Raw genomic sequence first — 14,882 nt, 5'->3', positions numbered from 1 at the left:
GACGCCGCAACTTCCGCAAGCACCGCGCCCCGCCGCGCGGCGCGCCCGCAAGAGCACCGGGCGCGTGACCTTGAGCGACCTCGCCGAGCTGATCGGCGTGACCAAGGTGACGGTCTCGCGGGCGCTCAATACGCCCGAGCTCGTATCGAGCGAAACACTCGAGCGCGTGCGCGAAGCCGTCCGGCAAACCGGCTACACGCCCGACCTGATCGCCGGCTCGCTGGCGTCGAACCGCAGCCGCCTGATCGTCGCGCTGATCCCGGCGATCGCGGGCAGCGTGTTCCAGGAAACCGTCGCCGCGCTGACCGCCGAGCTGGCCGAGGCCGGCTACCAGCTCCTGATCGGCCAGAGCGGCTACGACGAATCGCGCGAGGATGCGCTGCTCGATGCGATCGTCGGCCGGCGTCCCGCCGGCATTGTCCTGACCGGCGTCGTGCATTCGGAGCACGCGCGGCAAAAGCTGCGCGCGGCCGGCATCCCCGTCGTCGAGACGTGGGACATCACGCGCTCGCCGCTCGACATGCTCGTGGGCTTCTCGCATCAGAAAGTTGGCGAAGCGGCGGCGCGCTATCTGCAGGAACGCGGCGCGCGGCGTCCCGCGGTCGTGACGCCCGGCGACCACCGCGCGCAAGTGCGCGCCCAGGCCTTCGTCAAGTCATTCGAAAACGCCGAGGGCATCCCCATCGTCTCGGTCGCCTCGCCCGCGAACCTCGGTGACGGCCGCCGCGCGCTGGCCCGCCTGCTCGAAGAGCATCCGGGCATCGACGCCGTCTATTGCGGCGCCGACATCATGGCGCTCGGCGTGCTGATGGAAGCGCGCCACCGCGGCCTGGCCGTCCCGCAACAGCTCAAGGTCATCGGCTACGGCGACCAGAACTTCGCCGCCGACACCGATCCGCCGCTCACGACCATCCGCATCGACGGCACGCGGATCGGCATGCTCGCGGCGTCGATGCTGATTGACAAGATCGAGACGGGCGCGGGCAAGGCGCGCAAGGTCGATGTCGGCTTTACGCTGATCGAGCGCGAAACGGCGTAGTCACGCTTTCCAGGACGGCGCATTGCATCGTGTTGGTGTATCCGGCGAAGGGCGATATGGAGCCGTCGACGCGGCGCCCCATGAGCAGTGCACGCTCTCCGTCACCCAGTCCTTTTAATCTTCCGCCGGAACTGTCGACGTCTCACGCACCAACTTTGCCTGTCGCCGAGATCTGTCATTCAGAACCTGATGGCGCCGGTGGTCAGTCATCTTCTTCCAACCCCGAATTTCGTCGCGGGTACGAAAGCAGCCGAGGCAGAGCCCGGTCTTGCCATCGAAGGCGCATACGTCGATGCACGGCGACTTGAGCGCCATCGCTCAGGCCGCTGCGCGAGTTGGGTTGACTTCGACCGTCACATGCGACAGTCCCTTGAAGCGCTTGAGTGCGGCGTGATAGAAGCTCGGTCTGCGCTGCGCTTCATTAGTCGCGATCGATACGACGGCACTCATGTGCCCCGGACCGAGGCGCCACACATGGAGATCGAGCACTTTGTCGCCATGGTTCTCAATCACGTGCCGGACGTTCTCGGCCATACGCTGGTCCGGGTTCATGTCGAGCAGAATACCGCCCGTGTCGCGCATCAGCCCCCATGACCAGTTCGCGATCACGAGCGCGCCGACAATACCCGCGAGCGGGTCCATCCAGAGCCAGCCAAACGCACGAGCGAGCAGGAGACCGATGATTGCCAGCACGGAAACCGCCGCGTCGGCAATAACGTGAATGTACGCTGACCGGATGTTGTGATCGCGGGTCGCCGCAGCGTGTGCGTCGTCGTGGTCGTGGTCGTGGCCGTGCTCGTGCTCGTGCTCGTGCTCGTGCTCTGCAAACTCGATTTCGTGTTCGCCATCCGGCAGGCGGACAATCGCCTTGAATGCGTGCGGCTCGGGAATGTCCTCTTCCGATTCCAGGTAGCCGCCCCGATCTGCAAACGCAAAGGTCTGGCGCATACCATCGGGGCGAATCGTCGTGACAGAGACCGCGTCAGACGTGAGCTTCGAATCCGCGGTCTCCGGCGTAACACGGAATACCGGCGGGACGCCATCTTCGAAGATCGACACAGCAAACACTCCGGCAGTACCGAAGATGCGCTGGACCTCATCCTCGTGCGCGTGTTCGTCTTCATGTCCATGGCCGTGGCTATGTCCATGGCTGTGGCCGTGGTGGTCGCCGCTGAGCAGCCAGACACTCGCAAGGTTGACCAGCAGGCCAACCACGGCGATGGGGATCGCTTCACTGAAATGGATCGGCACGGGCGAGAAGAAGCGCGAAACAGCCTCATACCCAATCAGCAGGGCAATCATTGCCAGCACGATGGCGCTGGTGAAGCCCGCGAGGTCGCCCAGCTTGCCGGTCCCGAAGACGAAACGGGAGTCGGTCGCGTGCTTGCGCGCATAGGTGTAGGCCAGAGCGGCAATCAGCATGGCGCCGGCGTGCGTAGACATGTGCAGGCCATCGGCAACGAGCGCCAGCGAGCCAAAAAGGCTGCCGCCGACAATCTCGGCCACCATCATTGCGCTGCACAGCGCAATCACCATCCAGGTCCTGCGTTCGTTCTCCTCGTGAGCCGCGCCCAGGAAGATGTGGTCGTGTCCCGCTCCGAAAGCGGCGTTCTTGAAATCACTCATGTTTCCCTCTTACTTGAAGTAGCTGTGGACTACCTCGATGAGCTGCTCGGTTCCGCTGCCGTGTTCGTCAGCGGATTCTGCATCGACAAGATGGGTGCGGATGTGGTCCTCGAGCACCACGGCGAGCAACCCATTCATTGCGCCCCGGCAGCTCGTGATTTGCTGCAGCACATCCACGCAGCCCTGCTCTTCCTCGAGCGCTCGCTCGATGGCCTCGACTTGTCCCTTTATGCGGCGAACCCGATTGAGCAGCTTCTGTTTTTCGCGAATTGTGTGGCTCATGACAGCCTCCGATATACCGTGGGGGAGTATATCACCGATATAGGATAGGGGGGTATGTCACCTTGCGTTAGGTGAAGGCTTGCAACTGTTCGCAAAAACGTTCGTTTTGGCGAACGCTCGGGACTAGACGGGATTTGGGTAAGCCTGGCCGGCCGCTACGCCTGAGCGAGCGCAAGCGCCCCTACTGCGCCCGCTGCAAATCCGCGATCACCGCCGCGAGAAAGCGCGCCGCCTCGCCGCCCGTGACCACGCGATGGTCGAACGTCAGGCTCAGCGGCAGCATCCGGTGCACGGCCGGAGCGCCGGCCGCCGCCACCACCTGCTCGTGAATGCGCCCCGCGCCGAGGATCGCGACCGTCGGCGGCACCACGATCGGCGCCGCGTACTTGCCGGCGATCATGCCGAAGTTCGAGAGCGTGATCGTGTTGCCGCGCATCTCGTCGGGCGGAATCTTGCGCGCCCGGATGTCGGCGCGCATGCGGTCGAGTCCGCCGCGCAGATCCGCCGCATCGCGATGCGCGACGTTGCGCAGCACCGGCACGAAGAGGCCATCCGGCAAATCGACGGCGATGCCGAGATCGATCTTCGCGAGCACGTGACGCCGCCCCGCGTGCCCGTCGAACCAGGCGTTGAGGCCCGGCTCGGCGCGGCATCCGGCCACCAGCGCGCGGATCAGGCGCATCGTCACGTCGGTTTGCGGCGCCCACGCGTGGATGTCGGCGTCGTCGATCACCGTCGCGGCCGCCACTTCGTTCTGCGCGCGCGCCATGTTCTGCGCCATCGCGCGCCGCACGCCGCGCAGCACTTCGGGCGGCCCCAGCTCGGCCAGGACCTTCGCGACGCGCTGCACATCCGCCGGCGTAATGACGCCGTCCGGCCCCGACGGCGTCACCATCGCCAGATCCACGTCGAGCTTGCGCGCGAGCGCCCGCGCCGCCGGGATCGCCTTGATCGCGCCGGCCCCCGCGCCCGCCCCGCCGCCCAGCGCGGCCGGCGTTTCCTGCACGACCTGCTGGCCGACCGCCATGTGCCCGACCACCGTGCCCGCATCGGCTTCGTCGGCCTCGCCTTCGAACGCGGCGAGCGGCGCGCCCAGATGGACGATGTCGCCGGGCTGGCCGAACAGCTTCGCGATGCGGCCGGCTTGCGGCGACGGAATTTCGACGATCGCCTTCGCCGTTTCGACCGAGACGAGCGGCTGGTCCGCGCCGACATCCTCGCCGCTCTTGACATGCCACTCGACGATCTCCGCTTCCTGCAGGCCTTCGCCGAGATCGGGCAGTTTGAAGATCTTCATGATGCCTCCCGTCCCCCAAGAGGACTTCCTTCGGGCGCCGGTTCCGCCCCAAGGGGGGCATCAGCCCCCTCGGGGGGCGCTTTGCATGGGACCGGAGTAACCGCTAAAGCGCCAACTCCGGTCGACAGCGAACGATAGCGAGCGTGGGGGTCGTTCATACCTGACTAAGCCTCCAGCGCCTGCCTGACCGCGGCGACAATGCGCGCCGTGCCCGGCATGTATTGGTTTTCGAGCCTGAACAGCGGCACCACCACGTCATAGCCCGTGACGCGCTGCACCGGCGCGAGCAGCGTGTACAGCCCGCGTTCGGCGATATTGGCCGCGATCTCCGCGCCAATGCCGCCGGTGCGCGAACCCTCGTGCACGATCACGCAGCGCCCCGTCTTCTCGACCGATGCGAGGATCGTCGTCATATCGAGCGGCTTGAGCGTCGCCACGTCGATGACCTCGGCCATCACGCCTTCCTGGGCGAGCAAATCGGCGGCGGCCTGCGCGTCCTGCAGCGCCCCGCCCCAGCTCACCAGCGTCACGTCTGAGCCGTCGCGCAGCGTAAAGCAGCTGTCGAGCGGCAGCGCTTCGCCGTTGTCCTCCACCGGCTGCCGGAACAGGCGATAGAGACGCGTCGGCTCGAAGAAGATCACCGGGTCCGGGTCGCGGATCGCGGCGAGCAGCAAGCCATAGGCGCGCGCCGGCGACGAAGGCGTCACGACGCGCAGCCCCGGGATATGGGTAAACAACGCCTCGGGGCTTTCGGAGTGATGCTCCGGCGCATGGATGCCCGCGCCGCACGGCGAGCGGATCACGAGCGGGCAGCTCAAGCGGCCGCGCGTCCGATGGCGCAAACGCGACGCGTGATTCAGCACGTGATCGATGACCGGATAGATGAAGCCGCTGAACTGGATCTCCGCGACCGGCCTCAGGCCCATCGCCGCCATGCCGATCGCGGTGCCGGCGATGGCGGTTTCGGCGAGCGGCGTATCGACGACGCGCTCCGCGCCGAAGCGTTGCTGCAATCCCACCGTCGCGCGAAACACGCCGCCGTTCACGCCGATATCCTCGCCGAGCAGCACGACTGCGGGATCATGCGCGAGTTCGTAGGCGAGCGCCTGATTGAGCGCTTCGACCATGTTGAGGTCAGCCATGGTGCGCTCCGTTCTTATCGCCGTTGCCGTTGTTGCCGCCATTGACCGGCGCAAACTGCCGCGCCATCTCCAGTTGCTCGCGCATGGCCGGCGGCAGCGTCTCATACAAGTGATCGAACATCGCCGAGACGTCGGGCTGCGGTATCGCCAGGTACGCCTCGACGGCCTGCTCGACCTCGGCGCGGCACGTCTTGCCGAGCGCCTCTTCCTGCGCCTTGTCCCACGCGCCGGCGCGCATCAGGTACGTGCGCAGGCGCAGCAGCGGCTCGAATTCCCATTGCTTGGCGATCGCCTCGGCGTCGCGATAGCGCGTCGCATCGTCGGCGGTCGTGTGGTCGCCCAGGCGATAGCTGAGCGCCTCGATCAACGTCGGGCCATCGCCGCGGCGCGCCTTGGCGAGCGCAGCGTGGACCACGTGATGGACGGCGATCACGTCGTTGCCGTCGACTTGCAGCCCGTCGATGCCGGCCGCGATCGCCTTTTGCGCGAGCGTCTGCGCGGCGCTCTGCCGATTGCGCGGCACCGAGATCGCCCATTGGTTGTTGTTGACGACCAGCACGAGCGGCGCGCGCCAGACGCCGGCCAGGTTCATCGCCTCGTAGAAATCGCCCTTGGACGTGGCGCCGTCGCCGATGATCGCCACCGCGACGCGCGGCTCGCGCCGCAGCATGAACGCGTAGGCCGCGCCGGCCGCATGACATACCTGGGTGCCGATCGGCACGCAATTCGGGAAGTCCGCGCGCGGCCCGGCGAAGTCGCTGCCGCGCTCGTCGCCGCCCCAGTAGAGCAGGCTTTCCGTCATCGTGATGCCGCGCAGCAATTGCGCGGCGTGATCGCGGTAGGAAGGAAACAGCACGTCGCGCGGCTCCATCGCGCCGGCGACACCCACGCCGATCGCCTCCTGCCCGACCGAAGATGCGAACGTGCCGAGCTTGCCGGTACGCTGCAGTGCAACAGCCTTGGTGTCGAACGCGCGCGTGAGGGCCATCGCGCGATAGAGAGGAAGGAGCGCAGCGGGATCGCGCGCAAAGGCGGGCAACGGCTGGACGGGCTCGCCGTCCGGGCCGAGATATTGCGTGTAGCCGATATGAAAACTGGCAGTCGTGGTCATGACCGCCCTCCGGGTGTCTATCGTTCAGATAGGGTAGTCGTGCCGGAGTTCATCGGATATAGACTGAAACCATCCCTGCGTTGGCTGCCGCACCGAATGCCTCGGCCAACTGCGGGTTCGCGCGATTCACCCTTCGAGGAGGCGCACATGGCAACTGCAATCATCACCCCGCGCAACGACGGCCCCTACCACATCAAAGGCGACTTCACGATCGTCACGCAAGGCAGCAAGCCGATCGCCGTCGAGAAAGACGAAGTCTGGCTATGCCGCTGCGGCCAGTCTGGCAACAAGCCGTTTTGCGATGGAACGCACCGGAAGGTGGGGTTTTCCAGCAACCTGGACGAGAAACCGCAAGACGCGCCCGCACCTTGATCGGCCGCGCCGGCCAGGCGGCGCCCTACTTCACCGCCCCCAGCGCAAGCCCTTTGACGAGGTATTGCTGCAGCCACGCGAACACGACGGAAACCGGCAAGGTGGCGCACAGCGTCGCCGCCATCACGAGATGCCATTCGACGGTGTACTTGCCGGCGACCATGTCGGTCACCTGCACGGTGAGCGTCTTGTTCTCCGGCGAGCGGATCAGCGTGTAGACCACCGCGAACTCGTTCCATGCGCTGATGAACGTGAAGATCGCCGTCACGACGATGGCCGGCACGGCGAGCGGCAGGAACACCTTGAACACGGCTTTGGTGCGGCCGCACCCTTCGAGCCACGCCGACTCCTCGAGATCGCGCGGCACGGTCTGGAAGTACGAGGACAGCATCCATACGGCGAACGCGATATTGAACGCCGCGTACGAGACGATCACGCCGATCTTCGAATCCACCAGATTGCCGTCGCCGTACGGAATCATCGCCGCGAGCCGGAACAGGCCGACCACGAGCAGGATCGGCGAGAGCATCTGCGTGACGAGCAGGAACTGCCGGTACACGCCGCGCCCCGCGAACGGAAAGCGCGCAAGCGCATAGGCGGCAGGCAGGCTGACCGCGAGCGCGAGCGCCGTCGACAGGAAGCTGACGACGCAGCTGTTCTTCAGCGCGACGCCGAAGTTGGCGGCGTCCCACATGCCGGTGAAGTTGCGCCACTGCCAATGCACGGGCAGCCAGCGCGCGGGGTAGACGAAGATCTCGTCGGCCGGCTTGAGCGCGGTGCAGAACATCACCGCGAACGGGAACAGCACGATGACGACGAGCGGCGCCAGCGCCAGCCAGCACCAGACGGTGCGTTTCATCTTGGCGTTCACGACGTGCTTTCCTCCCGCTGCGGCTGCAGACGCAAATAAGCGACCGAGAACACGAACAGCATCACGAGCATGATCAGCGACACGGCCGCCGCCTGTCCCGGACGCCCTAGCCTGAAGCCAAGCTCATACAAATAGGTGACGAGAATGTGCGTGCTTTCGTCGGGACCGCCCTGCGTCATGACCCAGATGATGGGAAACGAGTTGAACACGTAGATGACGTTCAAGAGGATCGCCATGTTGATGAACGGCCGCAAGAGCGGCAGCGTCAGCGTGCGGAACTGCTGCCAGGCGCTCGCGCCGTCGATGCGGGCGGCCTCGTAGATGTCGCCCGGCACCGACGACAAGCCGCCGAGCAGGATCGTCACCGTGAACGGAATCGACACCAGGATGCCGATGGCGATCTCCACCGGAAACGCCAACTCCGGCGTCGCGAGCCAATGGATGGGGCCGCCGATCAGCCCGAGCCGCTGCAGCGTGACGTTGACCATTCCGTAGTCGTCGTTGAAGGCCCAGCGCCAGACGACCGCCGTCATCGTCAGCGACACGGACCACGGCAGCATCACGATCGTGCGGGCGACGCCGCGCCCGTAAAAGTCCTGGTTGAGCACGAGCGCGACCGGCACCGACAGCAGCACGGTGCCGCCGACCACGCATGCCGTCCAGACGAGCGTGCGCCTCGCGGAATCGATGAACACGGGATCGCTGAAGACGTTGTAGAAGTTCTGCAGCCCGTTGAAGCCGCGTATCGCCCCGAAACGCGACACGTCGTGCACCGACTGGTACACGATGTTGAAGATCGGATAGCTGATGATGAAGAGCGCGAGGATCAGGCTCGGCACGATCAGGAGCCACGGCGCGGTGAAGCGCCTGGCGCCGATGCGGCCGGCGCCGGCTCGATCGTAGGGGACGTGGGCCATAGGCGGCGTGTATGGAGGGGCGGCGCGGCGAAACTGAGAACCGCCCCTCTTCGCATCAATGGCCGAGCGACTTGTCGGCCTGGGCCGCCGCGGCTTTCAGCGCATCGTCCGGCTTCGCCTTGCCGAGATAGATCGACTGCATCGCGTCGGTCACGGCCTTGGCGGTGTCTTCCCAGCCGGTCACGGTCGGCGCGAAGCGGGCCGTCGGCAAGAGCGCGACGAAGGCCTTCGTGTCCGGGTCGTTGAACGCCGGATCGGCCGCCTCGGCCTTCGTGGTCGGCAGGAAGCCCTCAGTGCTCGTGAACTCGACGCGCGGCTCCTTCGTGAACAGGTAGTCGAGGAACTTCCAGGCCGACTTCTTCACCTTCGAGTTCTGGAACATCATGATCGAATCGGTGACGGCATAAGTGGCGGCAATGGTGCCTTTCGGAATGGGGGCAATCCCATACTTCAGGTTCGGCGCCTCCTTCTTGATCTGCTTCGCGAGGAACGGCGCCGAGATCATCATCGCCACGCGGCCCTGCTTGAAGAGGTTCTGCACGTCCTCGCGGCTGTAGCCCGTGACGCCTGGCTGCGTGAGCCCATCGTCGATCATCGACTTGTACATCGTCGCGGCCTTGACGCCGGCCGGCGAGTTGAACACCGCCTGGTTCGCCTTGTTGACGACCTCGCCGCCGTTGGTCCACAGCGCGTAGTAGAAATAGACGTCCGTTTCAATTTCCTTGCCCTGCAGGCCGAAGCCCGCAATGCCCTTCGCCTTCAGCTTCTTCGATGCATCGATCACGTCGTTCCAGGTTTTGGGACCATTCGGATAACCAACCGACGCGAGCAGGTCCTTGTTGTAGTAGAGCGCGCGCGCGGAAGCCGCGATCGGCAGGCCGTAGGTCTTGCCGTCGATCTGGCCCGGGGCCAGGAACGGGCCGATGAAGCGGTTCTTGAAGTTCGGGTCCATGTAGCTGTCGAGCGGCTCGGCCACGCCGTCTTTCACGAAATCGAGCAGCCAGCGCGTGCCGATGATCGCGAGGTCGGCGTTGGCGCCGCCCGAGATATCCGTCTGCAGCTTCTGTTGCAGCGTGTCCCAGTTCACGTCCTCGATCTTGATCGTCGTGCCGGGATTGGCCTTCTCGAAGTTGCGGGCCATTTTTTCGAAGTAAGGCGCGGTCGCGTCGCTGTAGTGCGCGACCGTGACGCGAACCGTATCGGCCTGCGCGGCCACGGCCATGCCGGCGAACGCGAGCGCCACGGCGAATTTGCCAAGCGCGAGGGAAGCACGGGATTGCAACGACATATCGTCTCTCCTGTGTCGGCCGGAGTCAGGGCTTCAGCGCTTACTCCGGCCCCATGCAGCGCTGAGTGATCCGCCGCCGTGACAGGCCGCCGGGTTGTAGATTGTTGGAATCTTGATTTGCGAAAAATCCTACGTTACGAAAATGGACTTGTCACGTAGGATCTGCGACATTTTTGGCGGTTCGGGTGTTTGCCTAATATGCTGTAAAGAAAGGGAATTTGATGCAGTGCGGGCTTCGGCCCGACAACCAGGCGAGGACAACGATGAATCGAGTAGTGCTGGTGACCGGCGCATGCGGCGGAATCGGCAGCGTGCTGTGCAAGCGCTTCCTCGAGGCGGGCGATACGGTGCTCGCGCTCGATGTCGATGCGGTGGCGCTCGAAGGGCTCGTCGTGGAGCTCGGCGCGGATCGCGTCACGCCGGTGGCGGCCGATCTGGGCGACGCGGCGGAGGTCAGCGAGGCCGTGTCGCGCGCCGTCGCGGCACGCGGCCCCGTGGACGTGCTCGTCGCCAACGCAGGCGGCGCGCAAAGCGGCACGCTCGCCACCACCGACGCCGCAAGCTGGCATCGCGACGTGCACCTGAACCTGGACGGCACGTATCACACCGTGGAAGCGGTGCGCGCCTCGATGATCGAGCGGCAGCGCGGCGCCATCGTGCTGATCGGCTCGGTCAACGGCATGACCGCGCTGGGACACCCCGCCTACAGCGCCGCCAAGGCAGGCTTGATCAGCTACACGAAGGCGCTCGCGATCGAACTGGGCCGCCACGGCATACGCGCCAACATCGTCTGCCCGGGCACCGTGAAGACACAGGCCTGGCAGGCGCGCGCCGCGAAGAATCCGCAGGTGTTCGAAACATTGAAGAAGTGGTACCCGCTCGGCGACTTCGCCACGCCCGACGACATCGCCGACGCCGTGATGTTCCTCGCCTCGCCGATGGCGCGCATGATCACGGGTGTCGCGCTGCCGGTCGACGGCGGGCTGATGGCGGGCAACCGGCTGATGGCCGGGGAGCTGACGCTGGAATCGTTTTGAGCGCTCTGGGTCCGCCCATCGCTTGGCGATCGCTTTCGACCCGTGACCGCGGCCGCGCCGCACGACGATGAGGACAGCATGGCAGCAGTGCAAATGAGCGGCATCTTCAAGCGCTATGGCGACACGCAGGTCGTGCACGGCATCGACCTTCACATCGACGACGGCGAGTTCGTCGTGCTGGTCGGCCCGTCGGGCTGCGGCAAGAGCACGCTGATGCGCATGGTCGCGGGGCTCGAGGAGATCACGGGCGGCGAGCTGACCATCGGCGGCAAGCGCGCCAACGGGCTGTCGCCGCAGCAGCGCAACGTGTCGATGGTGTTCCAGAGCTATGCGCTCTATCCTCATCTGTCCGTCTACGAGAACATCGCGTTCGGGCCGCGCATCCGCAAGGAACCCTCGACGAGCTTCAAGCCGCGCATCGAGGCCGCCGCCAGGATGCTCAATCTCACGGGCTATCTCGACCGCCTGCCGCGCGCGCTCTCGGGCGGCCAGCGGCAGCGCGTGGCGATGGGCCGCGCGGTGGTGCGCGAGCCGGAGCTGTTCCTGTTCGACGAGCCGCTGTCGAACCTCGATGCGAAGCTGCGCGTGCAGATGCGCACCGAGATCAAGGCGCTGCATCAGCGCCTGAAGAACACCGTGATCTACGTGACCCACGACCAGATCGAGGCGATGACGATGGCGGACCGGATCGTCGTGATGAACGCCGGGCGCATCGAGCAGATCGGCCGGCCGCTCGAGCTTTATGACCGGCCGGCGAATCTGTTCGTGGCGAGCTTTCTGGGTTCGCCGTCGATGAATTTCGTCGAGGGCGAATTGCAGCGCGGCGAGCAGGCTATCGCGCTCAAACTCGCGGACGGCGGCGAGATCGCGCTGCCGCATGCGGATCTATCGGCCGCGCATGGCGCGAAGATCACGCTCGGCATCCGGCCCGAGCACATCGAAACGCCGGCGGCGCACAACGGCGTCGCCATGGAAGTGGAAGTGATCGAGCCGACCGGCGCCGAAACGCACCTGTACGGCAAGATAGGCGGCAGCACATGGTGCGCGACCCTGCGCAAACGGACTGCCGTCGAGCCCGGCCAGCGCGTGGCGCTGCGCCTGCCCGGCGAGCACATTCATCTGTTCGATACGGAAAGCGGCCGCAGGCTCGGCTGACGCCGGGCGGCGAGCGAGTCAGATCACGAAGTGTTTCGCTTCGGCCGCGAAACTCGCAGCCGGCAGCAAATCCGCGCGCTTCACGCGCACCAGCGCCAAGGCGCGCGTACGTGATGGGTTCCCGGGGATGCGCGCCATGCGGAATTCGATCGGGGTGCCGGCTTCCAGGCTGTTGTCGTCGACTAGGGTATTCATGCGGTTAAGGCGCAGGCGCTGGGTCGTCACGTCGACATGTGCGGCAGGATCGGCGAGGACCGCGCAAACCAGCTCCAATTGCCGCGGCAGCGCATCGGCCTTTTGCCCGAGCCTCGCGAGGCGCTGCTCGTTTTCGTCGATTTGCGCCTGCACGCGGGCCAGTTCCGTGAGCTTGCCTGTCGGTCCCGCTGTCGGCCTCGCTGTTGACCCACTGCCCGCGAGCGAATGCATGCCGACGCTCCCCCGCTCCAGCAATTGCACGCGCGCCTTGAGCAGCGCGCGCTCTTGCTCGAGCTCGTCGCGCCGCGACGTATCGGCTTCGATACGCGCGAGCCCTTCGATGGCGAGCTGATCGATCACGAGCTCGACGAGCGCCTGACGCAGCGCGTCGACCGATCCGCAGCACAGGCGCACTAGGTGATCGTGGAAGCTGACAGTGGTCCGCGCGACGTCCGTGCGCACCATCCCGCCCTCCTGCTTCACGCCGAGCCCTCTGCGCTTGGTTATCGCCATGCTGAGGACCGCGATCGCTTCGTCTTCGGCGGGGTGCTGGTCGAAGTAGTCGCGCAGGTCCGCCGAGCGGCTCATGACCTGCGCGACGTCGTCGGCAGTGGCAAAGAAGGCATGCACTTGCGCATCGTCGGCCCAGCCGGCGGGGCTCGCTTCGAGAGGCGGCGGCAAGGTCTCCACGAGCTTGCCGATGTGCTTGAGGGAATGGGCGACGGCGGAGCCGAGCCGTTCCTGATGGCGGCTGGCGAGACGCAGTTGCGGACTCAGCTTGAGGATGCGCTCGACGGCCTGCCGCGTTTGCAGGGGAGCGGATTCAGAGGCGGCGCCATCGCGGCGCAAGAGCCAGTTGACGATACCCATGCTCGACCTCCTCGCCGGACAGTTGCGGATTTGCATGCCTCGCTGACGACCTCGAAAACGATCGTTCGGCGGGGGCACGCGGCAATCCGGAACGACCGTGCACAACCATGGTAGGTCAGCACCGGCACGGCTCCCTTGTCTTTCGTCAACGGCGGCCAAGCGCAGGTTTGCGGCGCGTCAACGACTCGCCTGACAGCCGTTCGGCCCCACAGTGAAACCGCGCGACATACTTTTGCAAGAGATTGAATCGACGGGTTTTTCTATCGTTCGTCCGTCGCCACGCCGCAGCGCGCGAAGTGGCCAGAACCGCGAAGGACGCCACCGTGAACACCCGATCGAATGCCCCCCTGACCGCCGGCGCCCGCCCGGCCCTTCCCGCGAACGGCGCACGCGTACGCCCCATCCTGCGGCATCTCGTGCTCGCCGCGACGACGGCCGCGCTCGCGCTCGGCAGCGCTTCGGCGTTTGCATGGGGATACTCGGGACACGGCACCGCGTACACGTCGCGCGGCACCTATAACGGCGCGCACTACGGCTCGTGCGGCGGCGGCAGCTGCTCGCACGGAGGCGCGGTCGCCGGGCCGTATGGCGGTGTCGCGAGCAATACGGGCACCGTCACCCGCACCGCGCCCGGACAGTTCTCGAACTCAGGAACCGCGACCGGCCGGTACGGCAACACGGTCGAGCACTCGGGCAACACGAACTGCGCAGGCGGCACCTGCTCGCACACGGGGGCAATGACCGGCCCCGACGGCAAGACCGCCACCACCGACGGCAGCGTGACGCGCACCGCGCCGGGCCAGTATTCGTCGTCGGGCACGGTCACCGGGCCGAACGGCAACACGTCCACGCATTCGGCCTCCACCTCCTGCGCAGGCTCGACCTGCTCGCGCTCCGGCACCGTCACAGGAAGCGATGGCGGGACCGTCACCCACTCCGGCACCGCCACGCGGGTCTCGACAGGTGTCGTGACCACATCCGGCACCGTCACCGGCGTGCACGGCACGACCGTGACGACCGGCGGCACGGTCGTCACCGGCGGGACGGTCGTTGCGGGCGGCGCTGTCGCGACCACCACGGGCACCGCGGTCGTCGTCGCGAAGCCGCCGGTGGTCGTCGCGCCCGCCCCCGTTTATGTGCCGCCGCCCCCGCCGCCGGTCGCCTACGTGCCGCCGCCCCCCGTCGTCGTCGTGCCGCCGCCCCCGCCGCAGCCCGTGCGGGTTGTCGTCGCCGCACCGCCCGTCGTCTATGTCGCTCCGGTGCCGCGGCCCGCCATCTGGGTTCCGGGGCACTGGGTCGGCCGGGTGTGGGTGCCGGCGCATTGGGCGTGAATGTCCGATCTTTGAATGGTTCTGGCCCGCCAAACGTTTGCGCCGGCGGGCAGCTTTTTTCAGCAGCCGCCGCGCAAATCCGCGACGCCGGCGGCGATCAGATTCGCCGCCAGTTCGCGCAGCAGATGGAGCGTCAGCGAGCCTGCACCACCCTGGGCCAGGCGTTTGAGTTCCAGGAGGTCTTGGGCAATGAGGCTCATGTGAATCTCCACTCGGGTCGTGATAAGGAAGCCGGAAGGCTTTGTCCTTGACCAAAGTATCGGTCAGCCCCTTCGCCGATCAAATCAGCCCGCGCTGAACTTCGCGTAGTACATCTCCAGCGATTGTCAGCGGTTTCCTACAGCGGAAT

At 66.2% G+C, this 14,882-nt stretch carries 16 protein-coding genes; 5 read left to right on the top strand and 11 right to left on the bottom strand.

Going from position 1 to position 14,882, the window contains the following annotated elements; all coding sequences use genetic code 11:
- Positions 1 to 70: 70 nt before the first annotated feature.
- Positions 71 to 1,039 (top strand): LacI family DNA-binding transcriptional regulator, encoded by a 969-nt coding sequence (locus tag FAZ69_RS21060; protein WP_136897066.1) that lies wholly within the window; start codon positions 71 to 73, stop codon positions 1,037 to 1,039.
- A 114-nt stretch (positions 1,040 to 1,153) separates the two neighbouring features.
- On the opposite strand, the gene FAZ69_RS21055 is transcribed toward FAZ69_RS21060, so the two are convergent.
- The 6 genes from FAZ69_RS21055 to pdhA form a co-directional block, all read right to left on the bottom strand.
- Positions 1,154 to 1,354 carry a DUF1289 domain-containing protein gene (locus FAZ69_RS21055; RefSeq protein WP_136897021.1) on the bottom strand — a complete coding sequence of 67 codons (201 nt, stop codon included), beginning with the start codon at positions 1,352 to 1,354 and terminating at the stop codon, positions 1,154 to 1,156.
- Between the two features lie 3 nt (positions 1,355 to 1,357).
- Positions 1,358 to 2,665, bottom strand: a complete 1,308-nt coding sequence (gene dmeF, locus FAZ69_RS21050; protein WP_136897020.1) for a CDF family Co(II)/Ni(II) efflux transporter DmeF — start codon at positions 2,663 to 2,665, stop codon at positions 1,358 to 1,360.
- Positions 2,666 to 2,674: 9 nt separating this feature from the next.
- Complete coding sequence (locus FAZ69_RS21045; RefSeq protein ID WP_136897019.1) at positions 2,675 to 2,947, bottom strand: metal/formaldehyde-sensitive transcriptional repressor; 273 nt, start codon at positions 2,945 to 2,947, stop codon at positions 2,675 to 2,677.
- A gap of 181 nt (positions 2,948 to 3,128) precedes the next feature.
- On the bottom strand, positions 3,129 to 4,244 hold the full coding sequence (locus FAZ69_RS21040) for a dihydrolipoamide acetyltransferase family protein (RefSeq protein ID WP_136897018.1): 1,116 nt from the start codon (positions 4,242 to 4,244) through the stop codon (positions 3,129 to 3,131).
- A 164-nt stretch (positions 4,245 to 4,408) separates the two neighbouring features.
- Complete coding sequence (locus FAZ69_RS21035) at positions 4,409 to 5,386, bottom strand: alpha-ketoacid dehydrogenase subunit beta (protein ID WP_136897017.1); 978 nt, start codon at positions 5,384 to 5,386, stop codon at positions 4,409 to 4,411.
- Positions 5,379 to 6,497 carry a pyruvate dehydrogenase (acetyl-transferring) E1 component subunit alpha gene (gene pdhA / locus FAZ69_RS21030; RefSeq protein WP_136897016.1) on the bottom strand — a complete coding sequence of 373 codons (1,119 nt, stop codon included), beginning with the start codon at positions 6,495 to 6,497 and terminating at the stop codon, positions 5,379 to 5,381. Before pdhA ends, FAZ69_RS21035 begins: the two co-directional genes overlap by 8 nt.
- 147 nt (positions 6,498 to 6,644) lie before the next feature.
- Between pdhA and FAZ69_RS21025 the strand changes: the two genes are divergently transcribed.
- Complete coding sequence (locus tag FAZ69_RS21025) at positions 6,645 to 6,869, top strand: CDGSH iron-sulfur domain-containing protein (protein WP_136897015.1); 225 nt, start codon at positions 6,645 to 6,647, stop codon at positions 6,867 to 6,869.
- A gap of 25 nt (positions 6,870 to 6,894) precedes the next feature.
- Here FAZ69_RS21025 and FAZ69_RS21020 read toward each other — a convergent pair whose 3' ends face one another.
- From FAZ69_RS21020 to FAZ69_RS21010, 3 genes are read right to left on the bottom strand one after another with little or no spacing between them, the layout of a single operon-like run.
- A complete protein-coding gene (locus tag FAZ69_RS21020) occupies positions 6,895 to 7,728 on the bottom strand; it encodes a carbohydrate ABC transporter permease (RefSeq protein WP_136897065.1) in 834 nt (277 codons plus the stop codon).
- 8 nt (positions 7,729 to 7,736) lie between these two features.
- Positions 7,737 to 8,657 (bottom strand): carbohydrate ABC transporter permease, encoded by a 921-nt coding sequence (locus tag FAZ69_RS21015; RefSeq protein ID WP_136897014.1) that lies wholly within the window; start codon positions 8,655 to 8,657, stop codon positions 7,737 to 7,739.
- A 55-nt stretch (positions 8,658 to 8,712) separates the two neighbouring features.
- Positions 8,713 to 9,945 carry an ABC transporter substrate-binding protein gene (locus tag FAZ69_RS21010; protein ID WP_136897013.1) on the bottom strand — a complete coding sequence of 411 codons (1,233 nt, stop codon included), beginning with the start codon at positions 9,943 to 9,945 and terminating at the stop codon, positions 8,713 to 8,715.
- Positions 9,946 to 10,208: 263 nt separating this feature from the next.
- Here FAZ69_RS21010 and FAZ69_RS21005 point away from each other — a divergent pair, with 263 nt between their 5' ends.
- Together FAZ69_RS21005 and FAZ69_RS21000 are read left to right on the top strand one after the other, a co-directional pair.
- Positions 10,209 to 10,982 (top strand): SDR family oxidoreductase, encoded by a 774-nt coding sequence (locus FAZ69_RS21005; RefSeq protein ID WP_136897012.1) that lies wholly within the window; start codon positions 10,209 to 10,211, stop codon positions 10,980 to 10,982.
- 78 nt (positions 10,983 to 11,060) lie between these two features.
- The gene (locus FAZ69_RS21000; RefSeq protein WP_136897011.1) at positions 11,061 to 12,137 is read left to right on the top strand and encodes an ABC transporter ATP-binding protein; all 1,077 of its coding nucleotides are present in this window, start codon (positions 11,061 to 11,063) and stop codon (positions 12,135 to 12,137) included.
- A gap of 18 nt (positions 12,138 to 12,155) precedes the next feature.
- Here FAZ69_RS21000 and FAZ69_RS20995 read toward each other — a convergent pair whose 3' ends face one another.
- Complete coding sequence (locus FAZ69_RS20995; RefSeq protein WP_136897010.1) at positions 12,156 to 13,202, bottom strand: hypothetical protein; 1,047 nt, start codon at positions 13,200 to 13,202, stop codon at positions 12,156 to 12,158.
- A gap of 347 nt (positions 13,203 to 13,549) precedes the next feature.
- Between FAZ69_RS20995 and FAZ69_RS20990 the strand changes: the two genes are divergently transcribed.
- Positions 13,550 to 14,533, top strand: a complete 984-nt coding sequence (locus FAZ69_RS20990; RefSeq protein ID WP_439654784.1) for a hypothetical protein — start codon at positions 13,550 to 13,552, stop codon at positions 14,531 to 14,533.
- A 59-nt stretch (positions 14,534 to 14,592) separates the two neighbouring features.
- Here the strand turns inward: FAZ69_RS20990 and FAZ69_RS20985 are convergent, their stop codons facing one another.
- Positions 14,593 to 14,733 (bottom strand): hypothetical protein, encoded by a 141-nt coding sequence (locus FAZ69_RS20985; RefSeq protein WP_136897009.1) that lies wholly within the window; start codon positions 14,731 to 14,733, stop codon positions 14,593 to 14,595.
- Positions 14,734 to 14,882 lie beyond the last annotated feature (149 nt).

Source organism: Trinickia terrae (assembly GCF_005144415.1).
GTDB classification, from domain to species: Bacteria; Pseudomonadota; Gammaproteobacteria; order Burkholderiales; family Burkholderiaceae; genus Trinickia_A; species Trinickia_A terrae.
Note: the sequence above shows the minus strand (reverse complement) of the source record. Positions and strands in the feature narration are given on the sequence as shown.